Source organism: Dolichospermum sp. FACHB-1250 (genome assembly GCF_014696335.1).
GTDB classification, from domain to species: Bacteria; Cyanobacteriota; Cyanobacteriia; order Cyanobacteriales; family Nostocaceae; genus Dolichospermum; species Dolichospermum planctonicum.
In genome coordinates, this window is record NZ_JACJPZ010000034.1 from 1 (window position 1) to 18,382 (window position 18,382).

At 35.9% G+C, this 18,382-nt stretch carries 22 protein-coding genes; 7 read left to right on the plus strand and 15 right to left on the minus strand.

The features are described 5' to 3' along the window. On the minus strand, positions 1-204 hold a 204-nt coding region (locus H6F39_RS13150), incomplete at its 3' end, for an RRXRR domain-containing protein (protein WP_190396833.1). Positions 205-433: 229 nt separating this feature from the next. Further along, positions 434-1,345: a ribonuclease HI gene (rnhA, locus tag H6F39_RS13155; RefSeq protein ID WP_137909549.1), complete on the minus strand. Its 912-nt coding sequence runs from the start codon at positions 1,343-1,345 to the stop codon at positions 434-436. A 202-nt stretch (positions 1,346-1,547) separates the two neighbouring features. On the opposite strand from rnhA, the gene H6F39_RS13160 reads away from it, so the two are divergent. Beyond that, positions 1,548-2,456, plus strand: a complete 909-nt coding sequence (locus H6F39_RS13160; RefSeq protein ID WP_190396834.1) for a 1-aminocyclopropane-1-carboxylate deaminase/D-cysteine desulfhydrase — start codon at positions 1,548-1,550, stop codon at positions 2,454-2,456. Between the two features lie 76 nt (positions 2,457-2,532). Here the strand turns inward: H6F39_RS13160 and H6F39_RS13165 are convergent, their stop codons facing one another. From H6F39_RS13165 to H6F39_RS13185, 5 genes are all read right to left on the minus strand, one after another. Beyond that, on the minus strand, positions 2,533-2,787 hold the full coding sequence (locus tag H6F39_RS13165; RefSeq protein ID WP_190372283.1) for a hypothetical protein: 255 nt from the start codon (positions 2,785-2,787) through the stop codon (positions 2,533-2,535). A 70-nt stretch (positions 2,788-2,857) separates the two neighbouring features. Further along, positions 2,858-3,442: a Uma2 family endonuclease gene (locus tag H6F39_RS13170; RefSeq protein WP_190396835.1), complete on the minus strand. Its 585-nt coding sequence runs from the start codon at positions 3,440-3,442 to the stop codon at positions 2,858-2,860. Positions 3,443-3,581: 139 nt separating this feature from the next. After that, entirely contained in the window at positions 3,582-4,238 is a 657-nt protein-coding gene (locus H6F39_RS13175; protein WP_190372284.1) for a DUF3226 domain-containing protein, read from the minus strand. Between the two features lie 2 nt (positions 4,239-4,240). Next, positions 4,241-5,350, minus strand: a complete 1,110-nt coding sequence (locus H6F39_RS13180; RefSeq protein WP_190396836.1) for an ATP/GTP-binding protein — start codon at positions 5,348-5,350, stop codon at positions 4,241-4,243. A gap of 100 nt (positions 5,351-5,450) precedes the next feature. Beyond that, positions 5,451-6,032 carry a hypothetical protein gene (locus H6F39_RS13185; RefSeq protein ID WP_190372286.1) on the minus strand — a complete coding sequence of 194 codons (582 nt, stop codon included), beginning with the start codon at positions 6,030-6,032 and terminating at the stop codon, positions 5,451-5,453. Positions 6,033-6,296: 264 nt separating this feature from the next. Between H6F39_RS13185 and H6F39_RS13190 the strand changes: the two genes are divergently transcribed. Together H6F39_RS13190 and H6F39_RS13195 are read left to right on the plus strand one after the other, a co-directional pair. Continuing rightward, on the plus strand, positions 6,297-6,488 hold the full coding sequence (locus tag H6F39_RS13190) for a type II toxin-antitoxin system HicA family toxin (protein ID WP_137909550.1): 192 nt from the start codon (positions 6,297-6,299) through the stop codon (positions 6,486-6,488). Then, positions 6,488-6,703 (plus strand): type II toxin-antitoxin system HicB family antitoxin, encoded by a 216-nt coding sequence (locus H6F39_RS13195; protein WP_137909542.1) that lies wholly within the window; start codon positions 6,488-6,490, stop codon positions 6,701-6,703. Before H6F39_RS13190 ends, H6F39_RS13195 begins: the two co-directional genes overlap by 1 nt. A gap of 43 nt (positions 6,704-6,746) precedes the next feature. Here the strand turns inward: H6F39_RS13195 and alaS are convergent, their stop codons facing one another. The 3 genes from alaS to H6F39_RS13210 form a co-directional block, all read right to left on the minus strand. Then, on the minus strand, positions 6,747-9,389 hold the full coding sequence (gene alaS, locus H6F39_RS13200) for an alanine--tRNA ligase (RefSeq protein WP_190396837.1): 2,643 nt from the start codon (positions 9,387-9,389) through the stop codon (positions 6,747-6,749). A 304-nt stretch (positions 9,390-9,693) separates the two neighbouring features. Further along, on the minus strand, positions 9,694-10,506 hold the full coding sequence (locus H6F39_RS13205; protein WP_137909540.1) for a Uma2 family endonuclease: 813 nt from the start codon (positions 10,504-10,506) through the stop codon (positions 9,694-9,696). Between the two features lie 35 nt (positions 10,507-10,541). Then, entirely contained in the window at positions 10,542-11,222 is a 681-nt protein-coding gene (locus H6F39_RS13210; protein ID WP_137909539.1) for an ATP-dependent Zn protease, read from the minus strand. Positions 11,223-11,286: 64 nt separating this feature from the next. Here H6F39_RS13210 and H6F39_RS13215 point away from each other — a divergent pair, with 64 nt between their 5' ends. Beyond that, a complete protein-coding gene (locus H6F39_RS13215; RefSeq protein ID WP_137909538.1) occupies positions 11,287-11,859 on the plus strand; it encodes a Uma2 family endonuclease in 573 nt (190 codons plus the stop codon). A gap of 335 nt (positions 11,860-12,194) precedes the next feature. Then, positions 12,195-12,407, plus strand: coding sequence for a bluetail domain-containing putative surface protein (locus H6F39_RS13220; protein WP_190372289.1), 213 nt, complete (start codon positions 12,195-12,197; stop codon positions 12,405-12,407). A gap of 138 nt (positions 12,408-12,545) precedes the next feature. Here H6F39_RS13220 and H6F39_RS13225 read toward each other — a convergent pair whose 3' ends face one another. The 4 genes from H6F39_RS13225 to H6F39_RS13240 all read right to left on the minus strand — a co-directional run bounded on the left by H6F39_RS13225 (position 12,546) and on the right by H6F39_RS13240 (position 14,707). Next, complete coding sequence (locus H6F39_RS13225; RefSeq protein ID WP_137909537.1) at positions 12,546-13,112, minus strand: CBS domain-containing protein; 567 nt, start codon at positions 13,110-13,112, stop codon at positions 12,546-12,548. An 11-nt stretch (positions 13,113-13,123) separates the two neighbouring features. Further along, a complete protein-coding gene (locus H6F39_RS21175) occupies positions 13,124-13,468 on the minus strand; it encodes a hypothetical protein (RefSeq protein ID WP_306420261.1) in 345 nt (114 codons plus the stop codon). A 12-nt stretch (positions 13,469-13,480) separates the two neighbouring features. Then, positions 13,481-13,840: a thioredoxin gene (gene trxA, locus H6F39_RS13235; protein WP_137909536.1), complete on the minus strand. Its 360-nt coding sequence runs from the start codon at positions 13,838-13,840 to the stop codon at positions 13,481-13,483. Between the two features lie 210 nt (positions 13,841-14,050). Beyond that, entirely contained in the window at positions 14,051-14,707 is a 657-nt protein-coding gene (locus H6F39_RS13240; RefSeq protein ID WP_137909623.1) for a nucleoside monophosphate kinase, read from the minus strand. A gap of 196 nt (positions 14,708-14,903) precedes the next feature. Here H6F39_RS13240 and H6F39_RS13245 point away from each other — a divergent pair, with 196 nt between their 5' ends. Together H6F39_RS13245 and H6F39_RS13250 are read left to right on the plus strand one after the other, a co-directional pair. Then, positions 14,904-15,245: a recombinase family protein gene (locus H6F39_RS13245; protein WP_137909622.1), complete on the plus strand. Its 342-nt coding sequence runs from the start codon at positions 14,904-14,906 to the stop codon at positions 15,243-15,245. 246 nt (positions 15,246-15,491) lie between these two features. After that, positions 15,492-16,676, plus strand: coding sequence for a CBS domain-containing protein (locus tag H6F39_RS13250; RefSeq protein WP_190372290.1), 1,185 nt, complete (start codon positions 15,492-15,494; stop codon positions 16,674-16,676). Between the two features lie 74 nt (positions 16,677-16,750). Here the strand turns inward: H6F39_RS13250 and H6F39_RS13255 are convergent, their stop codons facing one another. Further along, positions 16,751-18,292 carry an FAD-binding oxidoreductase gene (locus tag H6F39_RS13255; RefSeq protein WP_190396838.1) on the minus strand — a complete coding sequence of 514 codons (1,542 nt, stop codon included), beginning with the start codon at positions 18,290-18,292 and terminating at the stop codon, positions 16,751-16,753. Positions 18,293-18,382 lie beyond the last annotated feature (90 nt).

The following is an 18,382-nucleotide window of genomic DNA, read 5'->3' on the forward strand; positions in this document are numbered from 1 at the left end:
CATTCCCGTGAATTTTGCACCAGGGTCAATCTTTAGCCTTAGCGACGATACTGGGGAGTCAGGACGGGATTTTTTGAGAATAATTGTGAACGGAAACTGTCTAAATATTGCTGATTTTTTGTTTCTCAATAGTTGTCTAGCTTGTGCTGAATGAATTGGGTTTAATGGCGTGAAGTTGGTATCTAAAACAAATACTTTGGACATATTGTCCCTCCTTGCGGGTAATGTTAGCCTGGACAAAGATTTAAAGGCTTTTTACGCTAACAGCACTGGATTAACCCAATAAGCCTGTTTAACTGTTAACCTCAGCAGCTACAAACTGGCTGCGTATTTGTAGGTGAGATGACCTGAAAATCGTAGTGATTTAACACTTAGTCGGGTAAACTCTGGGCTTTAAAAGCCCCCACTTACCCGAAGGGAAGTGGTGGGTAATTTACTCTACTTCGGTTTCTATTTTGTCTCCACGTTCAAGTTCCCAAAGAATTTGATTACCTTCACGTCTTACCCGTGAAACTATCCAATTTCGCCAGCGCCATTCATCACCTCTGCTAGTAACGGCGCTAGAGTGAACACTCATTAAGTCTGCTAATTCTGAACTGGTGATTAGGTAGCCTTTTTCGGCAATTTCGTCCGCAATACGCAAAGTTTCCACTAAGTTACGAAGTTGTGAAACCCTCATTTCAATGGGTTGTTCGTTGGTTGTAGTCGCGGTTGGAGCGGTAGAAGGTTCCATAATGGTTATATCTGATACAGATGAACTGCTTTCCAGTGTATTTTGATTAATTATTATTGTAGAGTTGATCGGATAATCAGATACTAGTGATTCACTCATTTCACTGATTTTAGGTAAAGTTTCGTAAACAGAGTTGGAGAATAACTGTTGTAGGTTAGGGGTTTTACCATTAGCGAAGCAGCGAGCGATCGCATCACAGCGTTCATTACCAATATTACCAGAATGTCCGCGAACGTGCTGCCATTTTATCAATTGGCTATTAAGTTGATCGAGGGTTTCCAAAAGGTCTTGATTTTGTACAGGATTACCATCTGATTTTTTCCAGCCTTTCCTTTTCCAACCGGGCATCCATTTAGTAATAGAATTAATCAGATATTCACTATCAGTGTACAGGGTAATAGGTTGAGTTTGTCCAGATGATTTAAAAAATTCCAAGGCCGCGATCGCCGCTTGCATTTCCATTTTATTATTAGTGGTATGCTGGAATGAATCACCCATTTCGTGAACTGAACCATCACAGAAATAGATAACTGTACCCCAACCCCCAGGACCAGGATTACCTGTACAAGCACCATCTGTGTATATACTTTGAATTAGGCGTTGATTAGACATGATCAAGAATTGCTATATTATTGATAACGTTACATTAATTTTAACTTGACAACATCAGTGAAACCGCAAATTTGAGCAAATGGGATCATTTCTGCCCAACTGAAAAAAGTAATATTTTCAATATATCAGTGGTGTAGATCAAAAAAGAATTTTACCCAATTCGATTTTGGTAACACATATATTTAATTATCTTATTTTGGAAATGTCGTCAATTTTTTTTCCACCACTCATTCAAAAAATTAATATGCCAATTGCTGACAAAGCAGGTGTTAAAATATACATCTTGCGTCTTGATCTGATGCACCCCCAAATTAACGGTAATAAATGGTTTAAGCTAAAATATAACCTTGTCGAAGCTAAACAGAGAAATTTATCCACAATTCTGACTTTTGGTGGTGCTTATTCTAATCATATTTATGCTACCGCAGCCGCAGGAAATATATTTGGTTTCCGCACTATTGGAGTAATTCGTGGAGAAGAAAATATCCCTTTAAATCCTACTTTACAATTTGCAGTTACACAAGGTATGGAATTAGTATATATTGATCGTCAGACATATAAACAACGCCATACAGAGGAATTACAAAACCAATTAAAACAGCGATTTGGGAAAGTATTTATTATTCCTGAAGGTGGTTGTAATTTAAACGGTATGCGTGGTTGTATAGAGATATTAGAAACAATTAAAGACTTTAATACTGTTTGTTTAGCTTGTGGTACAGGAACAACATTAGCAGGGATAACACTATCATTAAATCAACCACAAAAAGTGATTGGTTTTCCTGTTTTAAAAGGTGGTGATTTTCTCAATCAAGATATTAATAATTTACTCAGAAATTATCTAAATTCTGACTTACCTACACCTGTTAATTCTCCCGCACATTGGGAATTAATTTGTAATTATCATTTTGGTGGTTATGCTCAAGTAAAAGATGAATTAAAACTATTTTGTGATAATTTTGAACAACAACATCACATACCTTTAGATTATATATATACCGGAAAAATGTTTTATGGAGTTATGGATTTAATCAAAGAAGGTTTTTTCAAGTCCGAATCTTTACTATTAATACATACAGGAGGTTTACAAGGTAATAGCGGATTTAGATAATTTTTATAGATAATTTTTCATCCCTGATTTTCTCAAAATGCAGGGATTTAAGATTGATGATTTTCACTAATTAGGCTTATAAATTTGCTTGTTGTTGTAACCAAGAATCTACAGGTTGTCCGTCCTTACGTTTGAGTTCTATTTCTATGACCATGACTTCTTGAGAACCGGGAGGTGCGGGTTTTTTGTGGAAGATAACCTCATAATCTAAAGGATTGTGATTATGTTCTTTTAACCAATCTTGGACTTTAGTAAGTGCAAAAAATGATTGTCCTTGGGCGAACATTTGGGTAATTTGCATTTGTAATCTATAGGGATTAATGCGACTCATTTTTATTGACTCCTTTGATATTTATAATTATGATGATCTCACGCAGAGGCGCAGATTGAGGTTTTTATTTTTATTCTTGTATGTTGAAATCTACTTTATCATAAATATCTGATAATATCATTTGACAGGAAATAGAGGCTAGATTTAAGTTGATATTTCCATCTGTAAATTCGGAAAATATCCATTGATTATTATCGGTTTTACAATATTGTTCAATGTGCATTGTGTACTGATCGATTAAAATATATTCTTGTAAGGTGGTAATTGTCCGATAAGCTGCAAATTTTTCATCTCTATCATAGCCTTTAGTAGATTTTGATAAGACTTCGGCAATCATTACAGGATTTACTAAAGTGTCGGTTCTTCCTTCTTGATATTCTAAGGGAGTTTTCACGACCATAATATCAGGATAGGTATGAATTTTTCTGCTGGGAATCCAAAGACGTTGATCTGTGACAAAGACTTGATAAGGTTGACGTTTAAGAAGATAATTGAGTGTACCACTGAAATTAAGTGCAAGTTGGTTGTGATTGGGTGTTCCACCTGTCTTATGTATAATTAATCCGTTGATATATTCGTGACGTATTTCTGAGTTTACCTCTAATTCTAGGTATTCTTGGGGTGAATAGTAGGGTGTTTCTTGTGCGAGGGTCATAATTTTAATTTATAGGTTTTATGGGTTGTCAATGTAGGCGATCGCTTCTACTTGCTCAACTAAGTTATAATTATAGTCTAGCAGTTTGTTTGATTTGACAAAAAATTTATGGTGATATTTTTGTCTTTAAATTTTGAAATTACAAATCGTACAAATCCTTAAACCAATTAATAAAACCCTGCACCTTGGGAGTCTGCGGATTTAAAATATTATACTTGATGGCTTGATGTATTTGTCTACCTGGTTCATCTTGCCATGCTAACCAGGTATAAATTTCCGCTTTATCAATATAAGATTCTTTGAATGTTGCACCTTTATTTTTTGCTTCTCTTGCTACATCCTGTGCATATTGCCAAATATATTCTCCCTGTTCTGGAATCATATAACCTAAAAATGTTTCTAACATCCCTTCGATAATATTATCTGGCATAATCCAAACACCAATTTTCTTATCATCTTGTGTATTAATAATTAATCCTGTTTCTGGTATTTGTTCAGGAAGATGAGAAATACTTTCAATTTGCAAACAAGCATTTCTGATACTTTGCCAACGTAAAGACGCATTATCATCTGCATCTACCATTAAACCTAAATGTGTACATCTTCCAGTTTGTAATTCTGTATATATCAGGTCATAAGTAATATTTTCATAACCTCCACATTCTTGAATTGATATAATTGCTTCCTCTTTTTTCGCTCCCCAATAAATTCCATTTTTTTCAATTAATTCTGGTATGACTCGTAAATCATCTTGACCTTCAACTAATAGACTTTTGGGGTGATAATGTTTTGCCATTGCTAACGTACCTCTAATTCTCTTTCAGCAGCAATAACAATTTGTGCTTCATTAAAAACTATACTTTTTTCTTTACCTTTTTCAATTCTATGAATTCTAATACCATCATTAGTTACATTTTCTGTTTTTGCAATATCAGCTAAACTCTGCCAACAATCACTATTATGTGTAGTGGCAAAAACTTGGACATTTAGTCTTTTCGCTGTATCCCAAATCATTTTCCACATATCAGACATTGCAGTAAAATGAAGTCCAGTATCTATTTCATCTACAAATAAATATCCATCTTTAGCTGATACTATAGCTAGTGCAAGTCCTAATATTCGCCAAATTCCATCTCCCATACTGCCAATTGGTACACGCTTACCATCAGCCAGAAGCACCAGAAAACCACCCCGTGAATCTGGTGAATACCTCAATTTTTGAGAACTAATAGGAGCAATACGTTTAATTTTTGAGTCTATTTTATTTAATGCTTCCGCTACAATGTTTTCTTCAGGTGTTAATACTAATTGATCAAATAAATCAATCATTTCTTCTGTTTTTAAAGAAGATGATTTAACAAATTGTGTTTTTAGTTTTATAGATAAACTTTCTTCTTTATTGCGATTACGCGACAATCTAAGAGATTCAACTGAAATACCACTATCACGTGATATTTCTCGTAAAATGACAAATTGTTGTTGCCCAATTTTCCATTTAAAAGAAAGAATGAGTTCATTTAACTTATCAAAAGAAGTATCTTCTTTATAAATAATGGACTCAGGTAAATATGGAGTATGTATCAATACATCAAGCTCTTCTTGAGTATTGTCATTAATACCTGAAATAGAAAATTTACTCTTATCTTCAATTTGATGACCATAAAAAAAATGCCGAATATCAACTTGACGATCTCTTTTATTATGATTACTCCAAAAATACTCCCCTCTGTTAATCATTATTTCACCAAGTGGCTCAAGATTAGTTCGTGAAGATAAAAGCTGAATAGCTTCTAGTATTGATGTTTTTCCGCTATTATTTTCACCAACCAGTAAGTTAATTCTGCCTAATTGCTGAAGTTCAAAAGACTTGAAACCTCGAAAATTCTCTATTTTTACACTTTTTAACATAGTTTTTTCAATGAAGACAACAGAGAAATAATGATAGTAGAATTATTATAACATTCAGATACCTGATTTCTTTTACAAGTGGGGTATCTAAGGGGATAAATTAGTCTATAGCATCAGCATTAATATCTATATAATCTTCTATTGCTTGTTCCAATAGTTTAGTTTCAACACTAGAAAAGTTAGGAGATGGTAAAAATAAACTAACTAAAGGCTGAAGAACTGGATACTTTGCAACTCCCATGAGAAAACCGATTGCAAATTGAGGAATATGATTTCTCACAAAATTTGTAAACTCTATAAAAATACCGTAAATTTGCTCCCACCAAGTTGGATCTCTCCTAGCTATTTCATTATGAATATTGTCAAGTTCCGTTAGAATATCCTTGCGCTTTAGGTTTAAAAAATCAATACCATCACGAGTTAAAATACCATGTCCATTCCACGTCATTGTGAGATGCTCAACATTATCCAGTATTTTTACAATTTTTCCATAATGTAATTCATTAATTAAAGTCTCCTTAGAATATATATGGGTTTTAAATATCCAAAAACCTTTTTGTTCATAAATCATCCATCTTATCCGTTTTATTTCTCTGTCTATCTTTGTGAATGCTCCTCTAAGAATAGTTTTTTGCTCAAATGAATATTTTTGATATTCATTGATTTTTTGTATTATCATCATGATTAGAGTTATCCGGTAAGTTTTTTAATACTTATATTGTATCATACTAAATGTAGTAATTTATATGGATTTAATAAAATTTAACACACAACCTCTGTAGTAGGTTGGCGTTGAAAATTGTCGTTATGACAAGGGAACAGGGAACAGACAAGAGGTTTTGGGCAACTTTACTTTTTGTTACATACTTAGGTTTTTCTCTGTCCACCTACTTAGTGCTGTTTCTCTAAACAGAATAAATCACTAATCACGCTATGATAGTAAACAATAAAAGTTAAAGAAGTTCTCAAAATCCTAGAAGAAGATGGTTGGTATATAGATCGCATTAGAGGTAGTCATCGTATCCTCAAAAATGAAAATAAATCAGGTATCGTAGTTGTACCTGGAAAACCAAGTGATGATATTCCCATAGGTACACTTTCATCAATTTGGAAGCAAGCAAAATTAGGAGAAATATAATGATTGAATACACAGTAATTTATGAACGTGGTCAAACAAACTGGGGTGCTTATGTTCCTGACTTACCCGGTTGTGTCAGCATTGGGGATACTTTAGCAGAAGTACAAGAAAATATTAAAGAAGCTATAGAATTGTATTTGGAAGTATTGAAAGAAGATGGAAAACCTATACCCAAACCTTCTACAGAAGTTGGTAAAGTTGCAGTGACAATATAAATTCAAATCCCCGACTTCTATTAAAAAATCGGGGATCTAAATCCTATTTCAACGCTGCTAACAAATCATTTTTCGCTGTTTCTAAAGCCTCCGGTAATTTACTTGCGTCACGTCCCCCAGCTTGCGCGAGATTGGGTTTTCCACCACCTCCACCTCCACAAATTTTCGCTATCGTTCCCACAAATTTCCCCGCTTGGACACCTTTGTGATTCACTTCAGAACTAAAAGCTGCAACGATACTCACTTTTCCGGCTTCGGGAATAGAACCTAAAACCACCGCCCCATTACCGATTTTTTGCAGTAATCTTTCCGCAGCATCTTTTAATGATTCTGGGTCAATATCTGCCATTTGAGCAACAATAATTTTATGTTCTCCTACTATTTCCGCAGTTTGTAATAAGCTGTCAGATTTAACAATTGCTATTTGTGATTTCAGGCTTTGAATTTCTTTTTCATTGTTGCGAAGTTCGGTTTGTAAAGTGGTGATTCTGTCGGGTATTTCTTCGGGTTTGACCTTAAAGCGATCGCACAAATCTTTGACTACTATATCACGCACATTCAAATAATCCAATACCGCCGCCCCAGAAACCGCTTCTATTCTTCTCACCCCGGAAGCAACTCCCGCTTCAGAAATGATTTTAAAAACGCCAATTTCCGCCGTATTATTAACATGAGTTCCCCCACATAATTCCATGGAAACACCTGGGAAATCAATCACGCGCACTTGATCACCGTATTTTTCCCCAAACATGGCCACTGCACCTTTCGCTTTTGCTTCTGCTATGGGCATCTCCTCGATTGTAGCACCATGGGCTTCAGAAATCCAACTATTTACTAATTCTTCAATTTGGATAACTTCCTCACCGGTTAAAGCGCGAGGACAATTAAAATCAAACCGCAATCTATCAAAAGAAACCAAAGAACCAGCTTGAGAAATTCCTTCATCAACAACTTTCTTTAATGCAGCTTGTAATAAATGAGTTGCTGTGTGATTAGCTTGAGCGCGACGACGACAACCCCGATCAATTTGGGCGGTAATATTGTCACTAATCCTAATTGTACCACGTTCAATATATCCAAAATGAATAAAGAAATCAGATTCTTTTTTCACATCTTCAATTCTGACTAAAACACCATCACCACTAATATATCCCTTATCCCCAATTTGTCCCCCAGATTCAGCATAAAAAGGAGTTTTATCGAGAACAATTTGTACTTCTGTTCCTGCTTCTGCTGCTTCTTGGGAAACACCAGCAACTAACAAAACTTCGATTTTTGCAGTAGTTGTTAATTGGGTATAACCAATGAATTGTGTAGAGTGAATATGTTCTGCAAGTTTATCCAAAGAACCTTGTACAGTTAAATCAATAGTTTCGTGTGCTGCTTTTGCTCGTTCTACCTGTTTTTGCATTTCTGCATTAAAACCATCAACATCAACAGTGAGGTTATTTTCGGCTGCGATTTCTTGGGTTAATTCTAAGGGGAAACCGTAGGTATCATAGAGAGTAAAAGCACTTTCCCCACTAATAGAAGTTAATCCTTTTTGTTTGATATCTTGGATAATTTCAGCTAATAGCTTTTCACCTCTATCAAGAGTTTTCAAGAAGTTAACTTCTTCTCTTTGTAATTCCGCTTTAATAGCAGTTTCTCTTTGTCGCAAATTGGGGTAAATTGATTCGGAAAGAGAAATTGCGGTTTCTGCAACTTGGTTAATAAATTCCCCAGCAATTCCTATTAATCGGCCATGTCTAACTACCCGACGAATTAAGCGCCGTAAAACATAACCCCTACCAACATTAGAAGCGCGAATTTCATCAGCAATCATGTGAACTACAGCACGCACATGATCACCAATTACCTTTAAAGAAACTTTCGTATTTTCATCACCTTTGTGATAATCAATTTTGGCAATTTTCGCCGCAGTTTCGATAATTGGGAAAATCAAATCTGTTTCATAATTATTAGGAACTTTTTGGAGGATTTGCGCCATTCTTTCCAAACCCATTCCCGTATCAATATTTTGATTTTGTAACGGCGTTAAATTTCCTGAAGCATCCCGATTATATTGCATAAATACCAAGTTATAAAACTCGATAAAACGCCCATCATCTTCTAAATTAATATGATCATCACCTAATTCCGGGTGAAAATCATAATAAATTTCCGAACAAGGACCACAGGGACCAGTAATACCTGATACCCAGAAATTATCATCAGCACCCATGCGCTTGATGCGTTTTTCTGTTACACCAATATGGTCGCGCCAAATAGCAAAAGCTTCGTCGTCTTCTTCAAACACACTGACAACGAGATTTTTAGGGGAAATCCCAAACACTTGAGTAGATAATTCCCAACCCCAGGCGATCGCTTGGGCTTTAAAATAATCACCAAAGCTAAAATTCCCCAACATCTCAAAAAATGTATGATGGCGTTTAGTGCGTCCCACATTTTCGATATCATTGGTACGAATGCACTTTTGGGAAGTTGTAGCGCGTTTAAATTCCGGTGTCCGTTGTCCCAGAAAAATCGGCTTAAATGGTAACATACCTGCTATAGTCAGCAGCACAGTAGGATCTTCAGGAACAAGGGAAGCACTTGGAAGCGGTTGGTGTTCTCGCTGTGTGTAGAAGTCGAGGAATAATTGACGAATATCGTTACCGCTAAGAAACTGGAGAGTTGAAGACATGAGTGTTTAAGAAATCAAATTTAATTAATTGAGGAAAATCTGCAAAAAGCATCATTACTATTTATAACTTATGACAGCAAAGATGAAAAATATTCAGCTTTCAGCATTTTTTGTCAGAATTTCCCATGACAGATTAGTATAGAAATTACCATCAATTCCTATACTTTAATTATATTTCCAAGGATCTGATGGAGATTGGATATAAAAATATTAGACATCTTGTGAAAATTATCGTAAGGACAATTCATGAATTGTCCCTACAAGAGTTCCAGGTTATGCACATTTAATGACCAAAGATGTCTATTTAATTTATCTCTGGTTCAACACCTAAAGCACGCAATTGTGCAATTAATTTTTCTGTTTTTCGTCTTTCTTGATCTGCGCGTTGTTTTTCTTGATCTGCGCGTTGTTTTTCTTGGTCTGCGCGTTGTTTTTCTTGATTTGCGCGTTGTTTTTCCCATTCTGCGGGAGTTAATACCCAATTACCATTTTTATCATACCAACGCAACCAAGGCATATTGACGTTTTTATAACTTCCTTCCCAAACTCCTAAACCTAATTCTATACTGGGTATCCAGAAGCGGGAATTTGTTAAATTTGCTTCAGTATAGCGATCGCCATTTAACTGAAACATTCTAAACTCAGATTGATAACGATCAAAAATTGCGTAATAAGGTACTCTTAAAATCTGCTCATAAATCTCCCATTTAACAGGGGGTTTTTCCACATCTCGCAATGTTTGACCTAAATCTTCTTTTTCTGTTCCTGGTGATAGCAATTCAACGATAATATAGGGATTAACAGCTTCTTGCCACACTACATAACTTAATCTTAAATCTTGATGATCACCATATAAATATGGTACACCTAAAACCGCAAACCAATCAGGACGTTTATACCACAATGGATGACGAGAATCATAATACAGATTCATGTCACTACCTGTAAATATTTCCTGACTGTGATAATTAGCAGGTGCAAATGTTTCTGATAATAATTGTGGTTGCAATAAATGGAATTGATCTGGCAAACCTTTCTCCTCTGGATCTTCACTCGGTAGATCATACATTGTGGGTAATGTTTCTTTAGGGGAAAGTGGCGGATCTGTTTGATACATTTTTCACTGTCCTCAAGCTATAATTTATATTTCTATTATGCCGCACTCTCACGAATCACCTTTTTACACTCTTCAACATCAACCCCTTTTTTCATTGCTTCCACCAAAGCTTGATAACTTTCCCAATTCTCCTGAATCAGATTTTTAGATTGAAGCAAATGAAAGCGTTGTTTTTGCTGATAAATATGCTCAGAAAGACCAATAACTTGTAAAAATTGCATTAACTTAATTTTATCATCATCACCACCTTGAGGAGCATCAAAGATCAAAGTTTCCGCAGCAATTCCCGCCATTAAAATTGTACAATAGCGCTCTAAAATTTGGGTACTAATTTCACCTTTTTCTATTTGCGTTGTTAACCCTTTATCATCTATTGATACCCCTCCTTGTCCTGGTTGTCCTTGTTTCCAAGCTTCCCATGCACTAAGAGTATAGCCAGTTATGGGGATTTCTAACAAGTGAGCCACGAGAAAATGACCCGCTTCATGATGTAAAATGCGTTCTTTATATTCTGGAGAAAATCGTGCCAGGAAGTCTAAAAATATCGTTCCTCCCTTACCTTGAAAACTGAAATTATCTAAAGTTGCAATTCCTAAAAACGTCACTGTAGCTAAAGCTGGTATTGTGGGAGAAAGATGTATTAACGGTCCTAATAAAGTGGAAAAAGTCATCAGGAAAATAGATATAGCAACGAGATTTATCGCAGTTTGGCTCATGGGAAGTTTTTTTAATATAATAAAATAGAATTATACCTAATTTCTCAGCCATCAAATCAAAATTATGCAATCTCCATTAAGTATTTTTAGTGTTGAACAATACCTAGAAGCTGAAAAATCTAGCGATATTCGCCATGAATATGTGGCGGGACAAGTTTTTGCAATGGCGGGTGCAAGCGAAGAACATAACCTGATAGCTGGTAATATTTACGCTATACTACGTCCCCATTTGCGTGGGAGTTCCTGTCGTGCTTTCGTGTCAGATATGAAAGTAAAAGTTAAAATCAGGAATGCTAATATATTCTACTATCCTGATATTATTGTTACTTGTGATCCTGAAGATAAGGAAAGGTACTTTAAAACTCGTCCTAATTTGATTATAGAAGTTTTATCTAATTCCACAGCAACAATAGACAAACGTGAAAAACGCATTAATTATCAAACTATAGAGAGTCTAAAGGAATATGTTCTAATTTACCAAAATCAAATAAAAGTAGAAGTTTATCGTCAAGATGATCAAGGAAATTGGTCAACGGAAGTATTAGGAAAAGATGATAAATTACATTTAGATTCAGTGAAGTTAACTTTGACAATGGCAGATATTTATGAAGATGTGATAGCGGAATTTAAAAAGTAATTTTGGTTCTAGCTTGCTTTCCTAAAATGGTAGAATAAAACCCAAAATTAAATTTTTACTTCAAAACAATACCTTATCTAAAACACACTAATCTATTAGTTATAAGTATCATCTCTCCTTGCGGTTGATTTGGAAACTACTGGCGACAGCTTGATACCTTTGCGTTAATTAGGACATGGAAATATATACGCTCTCTGCATGGAAAAACCCCCTGAAGAATGTTAAAGTATGTTGTTTAAAGCTGTGGTGAATTCCTCGTAGGGAGCTACCCCCACAATTGTTTTTGATAATTCACCGTTTCCACTGCCCGCAGCGGATTCTCTAATGCCGGATCTGTGACAACACTTGATGCAACCGGAATTGCAGCTAGGTTAACTACTGCTGTGTTTACAGCTAACTCTGCTGCTCAATTTACCTTTGGTAGTCGCAGCTTTGTCGCTATTAACGACGCTACCGCCGGATTTAGTGCCACTACGGATGCCATCATTGAGGTGACAGGTTTAACTGGTACTCTGACAGTTAATAACTTTACCACTGCCCTAGCGTAGCTTCTGGTATCCTTGAGGTAAACCACATTGTAGAGACGTTTCATGAAATGGCGTTGCTGATTTCCGGTATGATAGGCGAAAGGTGCGATTCATCTAGCGATCGCTAATAAATATCATACCCAAATTCAGCAACGCCTATTATTCAATATTCTCCTGAATATTTTCCTTTGCTACTCGTTGATGAGATGCTACTGCTAAAAGTTCCTCTACTATATCCCAAGCAGATGCACATTCACGAGAAGAATCACCTTTGGCTGTACAAGTTGCTCTCGCTTCTTCCCGTGCCACTTCTATTTCATCCTCAATAAAGATGCGTTTAGGATTTTCAAACAAGTCACTTTTTCTGAGAATATCAGTAATAGAAATTATCCCTAATAACTTACCTTTAATTACAGGAGCGCGACGGATATGGGTGTGAGCAAATAAACGAGCTACATACTCTACTCCCAGCTCAGGATTGACGACAATACAAGGTTTGGTCATAATTTCATAAACTCGCACTTGTTTGGAGTCTTTGCCATAGGCAGCAACTTTATAAACAATATCAGTTTCGGTGATCATGCCATAGGGATCATTTTCGGTACGAGGTTCGACAATTAAAGAACGTAAACCTTTAGATTTCATCAAACTTACAGCTTCCGCTACAGTTGCTGAACCACGAATTGTAATTACTTCTGTGGTCATTATATCTTCAGCTTTCATCATGGTTAAAATCCTTAAAGTAATGAGTATGAATCTGTGGAATTTTGATTGGGTAAATGGAAAAATATCGAGCAGAATGAAATAGATTCACTCATCATTAATATTTCTTCTTCACAAACCTCCGGAGAAAGATGAGATGTAGTTAATGGTTTAAAATTGCTTGGTATTCCGGGTGCATAAGCTTCAATTACACTACCATCCAGAGAGCGCATTACCATCAGGTAGTCACAAACTGGACACTCTGTACGGATAATTTGATTCATCAAAGAATGCTTGTGAGCTAGTTTTCCATCAGTTAAAAACTGACGTTTTGCTTCACTACCGCAATTAGGACATGGAAATATATACGCTCTCTGCATGGAAAAACCCCCTCAAGAAGGTGAAAGTATTTTGTTTAAAGCTGTGGTGAATTTCTCATAGGGAACTACCCCCACAACTGTTTCTGATAATTCACCATTCTTGAAAAACATAACTGCGGGAATACTGCGAATACCGTACTTTTTAGCAACGCTTTGATTTTCGCCGTCACCAACATCTAATTTGACCACTTTTACCCGATCTTTGTATTCTTGGGCTAGTTTATCCATTAAAGGAGCAACGATTTTACAAGGTCCGCACCAAGTTGCGGTACAGTCCATCACAAACAATTCTTTCTCCTCTAAAAGCGATTCAAAGTCTGATTTTTGGATATATTGAACAAGAGTTTCATTCGGACTTTCAGAACTAGCCATAAGTTTCTCCAGCAAAAATTAAAATTGGTGATTATCTGGTCGGGAAATGGAAAATGGTCAATGATAAAATAGAATGTTCATGAGTTAAATTATTGATTGAGGTCAAGCGAACACCAGAATTACAGTAACCCTGATGCCATAGAAAGTTCAATCTTTTGATGTTTCTTTTGTTTCGCATAAAATACTCACGACTTTTACTTGATTTTTGGGTTATGCAGATAAAATCTGTTTTCCTTCCTTGATTGATTTCTTCCTAATATTTAAAGTTTTTTTGTCTATTATTAACCGAGGTTTAGAAACAGCATCTTGCAAAAATTGAGTTATTACTTCCACTGAACGATCGCCATTAATCACAGTTAAAAAACCTTGTTGGCGATAATGCTGAATTAGGGGAGCAGAATGCTCTTGATAGACTTCTATTCGTCTGTAAATAACTTGATAATTATCGTCTGAACGACCCCGTTCCAGTAACCTTTGTACCAAAACATCAATGGGGACATAAAAGCTAAAAACTTGGTTGTAAAGCTTTTCTGGTAATACAGATCTGCCTTGAGGTAGGATTTCTAATAGTAGTTGATCAAGAAGTTTCACCTGGGACAAATTACTAGGAAATCCATCCAGAACCCAACCCCTTTGGGCAGAGGAATGACTTAAGCGTTTGCGGATGATATCAAGGATTAAATCATCTGGAATTAAATCACCTTTTTCTACATAGGGCTTGACTTTTAAGCCCAAATAAGTCTCTTTGGCGATCGCCTGATGGAATATATCATCAATAGATATATGGGGAATTTGCCATTGGCTTGATATTGCAGCCGCTTGTGTACTTTTCCCAGCACCTGGTACTCCCAAGAAAATCAATCGCATTTAAACACCCCCTATTTTCAACCGCAGATCAGACGGACAGAACAGATCTCAATAGCTATGCAAAAATTAATACTAGCATTGATAAAGTAAATGCAAAGATAGAAAGACGTAAACAAAACTCTCACTCATCAACTGGCAAAGACCAATATTTGAGATATAATCCCCATAGAATAGAAATGATTTTTTTCTAAAAACAATGGCAACTGAAAAATCAAAAGACTCTTACATCAGAGACAAGCTAGACCAAGCCAGAAAAGCGAAAGCAGCCAGTGGCGGCTATGCCGGCTATGGTTCACCTGCTTTTGGTCAACAGTCTGTTAATGGTGAATTAGTGGAAGATCCATCTGAACAACAGATTATTGAATTAATTCGCCGTCACCACAAGTCAGGAAAATCACTTCCACAAATCGCCGCTTGGCTTAACCAGCAAGGATATCAAACCAAGCGGGGGAGTCAATGGCAACCTGTATCAGTTAAAAGGGTTTTAGACAGGCTCTATGGTAAAATACAAAGAATTTCCGGTATGGACGAAGACTGATGTACATATTGGCTCTAATTTAGAACCACAAAGTAAAAATGTCTTTTTTACCCCTACTGAGATAGATAACCCCGAATTTTAGCCCATATTTACCTTTTGATAATTCAATCCTTTATATAGAAACTGTTTCCCCCCTTTCATCCTTTACATCCCTCGTATTGTACCTGAAATTTATAGAAAATAATATGTATATCACAAAAAACTTTACAAAACTTTATAAATTAACTTCATCGGCTATTGTCAAATATGGAAATTGATGACCCACTCATTGGCGTTCCTTGCTTAGAAGATGCGATAGATAAGCGTCCACTGGTTGTTACACCGAATACTTCCCTAATTGATGTTGTCAATTTAATGAATCAGACGCGAGGTAATAGTTGTTTCTTACCTGATTTTGATTCAGAAATGGGTTTTAGTTCCATGCAAGGTACGCGGTCAAGTTGTATTTTAGTCATAGAAAGAAACAAATTACTGGGCATTTTCACAGAAAGAGATGTTGTTAGACTTACCGCCATGGGTAGAGATTTTACTGGTGTGAAAATAGCTGATGTCATGATACATCCAGTAATAACCTTAGTGGAAACTTCATTTCGGGATATTTTTGCGGCACTGTTTTTATTTCGGCGGTATCGGATTCGCCATTTAGTGATAGTCAATGAAGATACACGAGTAGTAGGAATTGTTTCCCCAGAGAGTATTAGACAAGTTTTGCGCCCCACCAATTTACTGAAAATGCGACGGGTATCAGAAGTCATGACAAACCAGGTAATTCATGCAGCACCCACAGCCTCCGTACTCAGCTTGGCGCAGATGATGGCAGAACATCAAGTTAGTTGCGTGGTGATAACGAAAAGTGGTTCTGGGAATGATGCTGAATCCGCTGGGAGACCAGTAGGAATTGTTACAGAAAGAGACATAGTACAATTTCAAGCATTGGGCTTAAATTTGCCTGAAATTCAAGCAAAAACAGTGATGAGTACACCGTTATTTTTACTGAGTCCAGAAGATTCCCTATGGTCTGCCCATCAAGAAATGCAAAAGCGACGAGTGCAGCGATTGGTTGTATCCTGGGATTGGGGCGCAAAGTTAGCTATCGTCACTCAAACCAGTTTATTGCGGATATTTGACCCATTGGAGATGTATGGAGTCATAGAAACCTTACAATTAACTGTAGCTCAATTAGAAACAGAAAAAGCTAAATATTTGCAGAAACAAAATAATGTTAGAGAACTATCTATACAGCCTAGTTTAAAGGAGATAGGGAAACAAAACATAGTTACTAATGAAAATTTAGATACCTTGATTTCTACTGTTGAAAGCCGGATAGAACATTTGATCAAAAATCCTGATTTATCCAGAGAATTACAGCAAATGTATTTAAGTTTAGCGACAACGGAGATACAGAAAATCCGTCATTGTCTTAATAACTGAAAAATCCTCAAAAATTGAATTTTTGGGAGATTTTACTGTTTTTTACAGAGATTTGTTTGATTGTGTTCACCTACTTATTCATGATAATCACTACCAGAACCAAACCGCCATTTATCTATTAACCGATGCCAATAATATTGTTTTTCTTGTGGTAGATTATTAACTAATATTTCTAACATTGGACTGAAAGTAAACAACCTAGTATACACAATTAAATTTACATAATGTAACATCCAATCTAATAAACTTAATAAACCCACTTTGGGAATGATTTTTGCAACTAATAAAGGATGAGATAAACCAGTTTTTAACAAAGTTTTTGTTAACGCCCCAAATTGGACAATATCTTGTAAAAAAGGTTTTAAAACAGGTGTTCCTAACTGCTGCATTTGTGCAAATACGGCGGCGAGTAATTGGTTAATTTGATTGGGGTTAATTTGTTGATTTACTCCTACACTCATGGCTTTTTGAAATAGCCAAGTTACACTTAAACTCGGTTGATATGGTTGGAGAATTGCTAAAGATTTGGCAGATAATTGATCAGTTTTTAAGGCTTCATGAACTCCCAAAGTTAACCTTTGTAAATGACGCACCATAGCCCCAAATCCACCAAAACTTAAAGGAGATTGATTTCCGCTACTATCTCCTACAAATAAAATCCGATTCCAAGGAGTTTGTAAAGGACTTTGACGATAACTGGGAAAGAAACCAAATAAGGCCCGTTGAAAATTGAGGTGATTAATTTCCACACCTTGATATTCTGGTAATAGACGGAAATATTCAGCAAATAAAGTTTCTAAGCTCAATCTTTCTGGTGCTGAATCTAAATAAGTGAACAAATAAGTTGTTCTCCCGTCTTTAGCGGGAAATGCTTCCCAAAAATATTGACATTGATTTTCCAATGCTGTAAAAGATAATAATAAATCACCAGTTTTATTCTCAGGAAATCCTGTAGCACAAGTTCCCACAACTAAACAAAGTGCATCTGGTTTTTTTCCTTGACGTGCTTGTTGGCTAATTGGTGATAGATTTCCCATGACATCTAATAACAATTTTCCAGTAAATTGGTTATTGATAATAACTCCATTTTTGTGAATTACTACATTACTAAAGGGTGTATTTTCAAATAGTTTTCCTCCAGCATTCAGAAAGCGAGTTTTTAATGTTTCAAGTAAATAAATAGGACTTATACCAATATTAAGAACATCTTCTACCCAAATTTCCGTACCTCCTGAAAAGCTAACTCGTGCGGGATTATATTCAGTAACAATAGCCTGGTTTAATTCCGTTTCCGTTAGTAATTCCAATTCCCGAAATACTTTTAACTCTTGGCGAGAAATATTCCATTCCTGTTCTCTTCCTCGCAAAATTCCCCTTTCTAATAATGCTACGCGCAAACCCCGCACAGCTAAAGCGCAACCAATTAAAATTCCCAAAGTTCCACCGCAAATAATGACATCAAATTGTAATGATTCTAAATTTTCGGGATTTTCTTGAACTACATTTGGTATGGGTGAGTTATTATCTCTTAGAGATGTTAAAATGGCATCTGCACGACGCAAGCCGCCTAAAATATCCCCTGGGAGTTGAGAAAGAATTTCTTCAGTTAGTGACATAAAGCTTAATTTCAGAAAAGTTCTGTTACACAAAAATAAGGTTTTTAGCCACATCTTGCATAAGTCCTAATATTGATACTATACTATCTT

Bases quoted from the DNA above. Each gene is read 5' to 3' on its own strand.
- H6F39_RS13210 (WP_137909539.1), bottom strand. From the start codon at position 11,222: ATGAGCCAAACTGCGATAAATCTCGTTGCTATATCTATTTTCCTGATG.
- alaS (WP_190396837.1), bottom strand. From the start codon at position 9,389: ATGTCTTCAACTCTCCAGTTTCTTAGCGGTAACGATATTCGTCAATTA.
- H6F39_RS13195 (WP_137909542.1), top strand. From the start codon at position 6,488: ATGATTGAATACACAGTAATTTATGAACGTGGTCAAACAAACTGGGGT.
- H6F39_RS13175 (WP_190372284.1), bottom strand. From the start codon at position 4,238: ATGGCAAAACATTATCACCCCAAAAGTCTATTAGTTGAAGGTCAAGAT.
- H6F39_RS13255 (WP_190396838.1), bottom strand. From the start codon at position 18,292: ATGTCACTAACTGAAGAAATTCTTTCTCAACTCCCAGGGGATATTTTA.
- H6F39_RS13180 (WP_190396836.1), bottom strand. From the start codon at position 5,350: ATGTTAAAAAGTGTAAAAATAGAGAATTTTCGAGGTTTCAAGTCTTTT.
- H6F39_RS13240 (WP_137909623.1), bottom strand. From the start codon at position 14,707: ATGCGATTGATTTTCTTGGGAGTACCAGGTGCTGGGAAAAGTACACAA.
- H6F39_RS13160 (WP_190396834.1), top strand. From the start codon at position 1,548: ATGTCGTCAATTTTTTTTCCACCACTCATTCAAAAAATTAATATGCCA.
- H6F39_RS21175 (WP_306420261.1), bottom strand. From the start codon at position 13,468: ATGCAGAGAGCGTATATATTTCCATGTCCTAATTGCGGTAGTGAAGCA.
- H6F39_RS13185 (WP_190372286.1), bottom strand. From the start codon at position 6,032: ATGATGATAATACAAAAAATCAATGAATATCAAAAATATTCATTTGAG.
- H6F39_RS13215 (WP_137909538.1), top strand. From the start codon at position 11,287: ATGCAATCTCCATTAAGTATTTTTAGTGTTGAACAATACCTAGAAGCT.
- H6F39_RS13165 (WP_190372283.1), bottom strand. From the start codon at position 2,787: ATGAGTCGCATTAATCCCTATAGATTACAAATGCAAATTACCCAAATG.
- rnhA (WP_137909549.1), bottom strand. From the start codon at position 1,345: ATGTCTAATCAACGCCTAATTCAAAGTATATACACAGATGGTGCTTGT.
- H6F39_RS13245 (WP_137909622.1), top strand. From the start codon at position 14,904: ATGGCAACTGAAAAATCAAAAGACTCTTACATCAGAGACAAGCTAGAC.
- H6F39_RS13205 (WP_137909540.1), bottom strand. From the start codon at position 10,506: ATGTATCAAACAGATCCGCCACTTTCCCCTAAAGAAACATTACCCACA.
- H6F39_RS13250 (WP_190372290.1), top strand. From the start codon at position 15,492: ATGGAAATTGATGACCCACTCATTGGCGTTCCTTGCTTAGAAGATGCG.
- H6F39_RS13170 (WP_190396835.1), bottom strand. From the start codon at position 3,442: ATGACCCTCGCACAAGAAACACCCTACTATTCACCCCAAGAATACCTA.
- H6F39_RS13225 (WP_137909537.1), bottom strand. From the start codon at position 13,112: ATGATGAAAGCTGAAGATATAATGACCACAGAAGTAATTACAATTCGT.
- trxA (WP_137909536.1), bottom strand. From the start codon at position 13,840: ATGGCTAGTTCTGAAAGTCCGAATGAAACTCTTGTTCAATATATCCAA.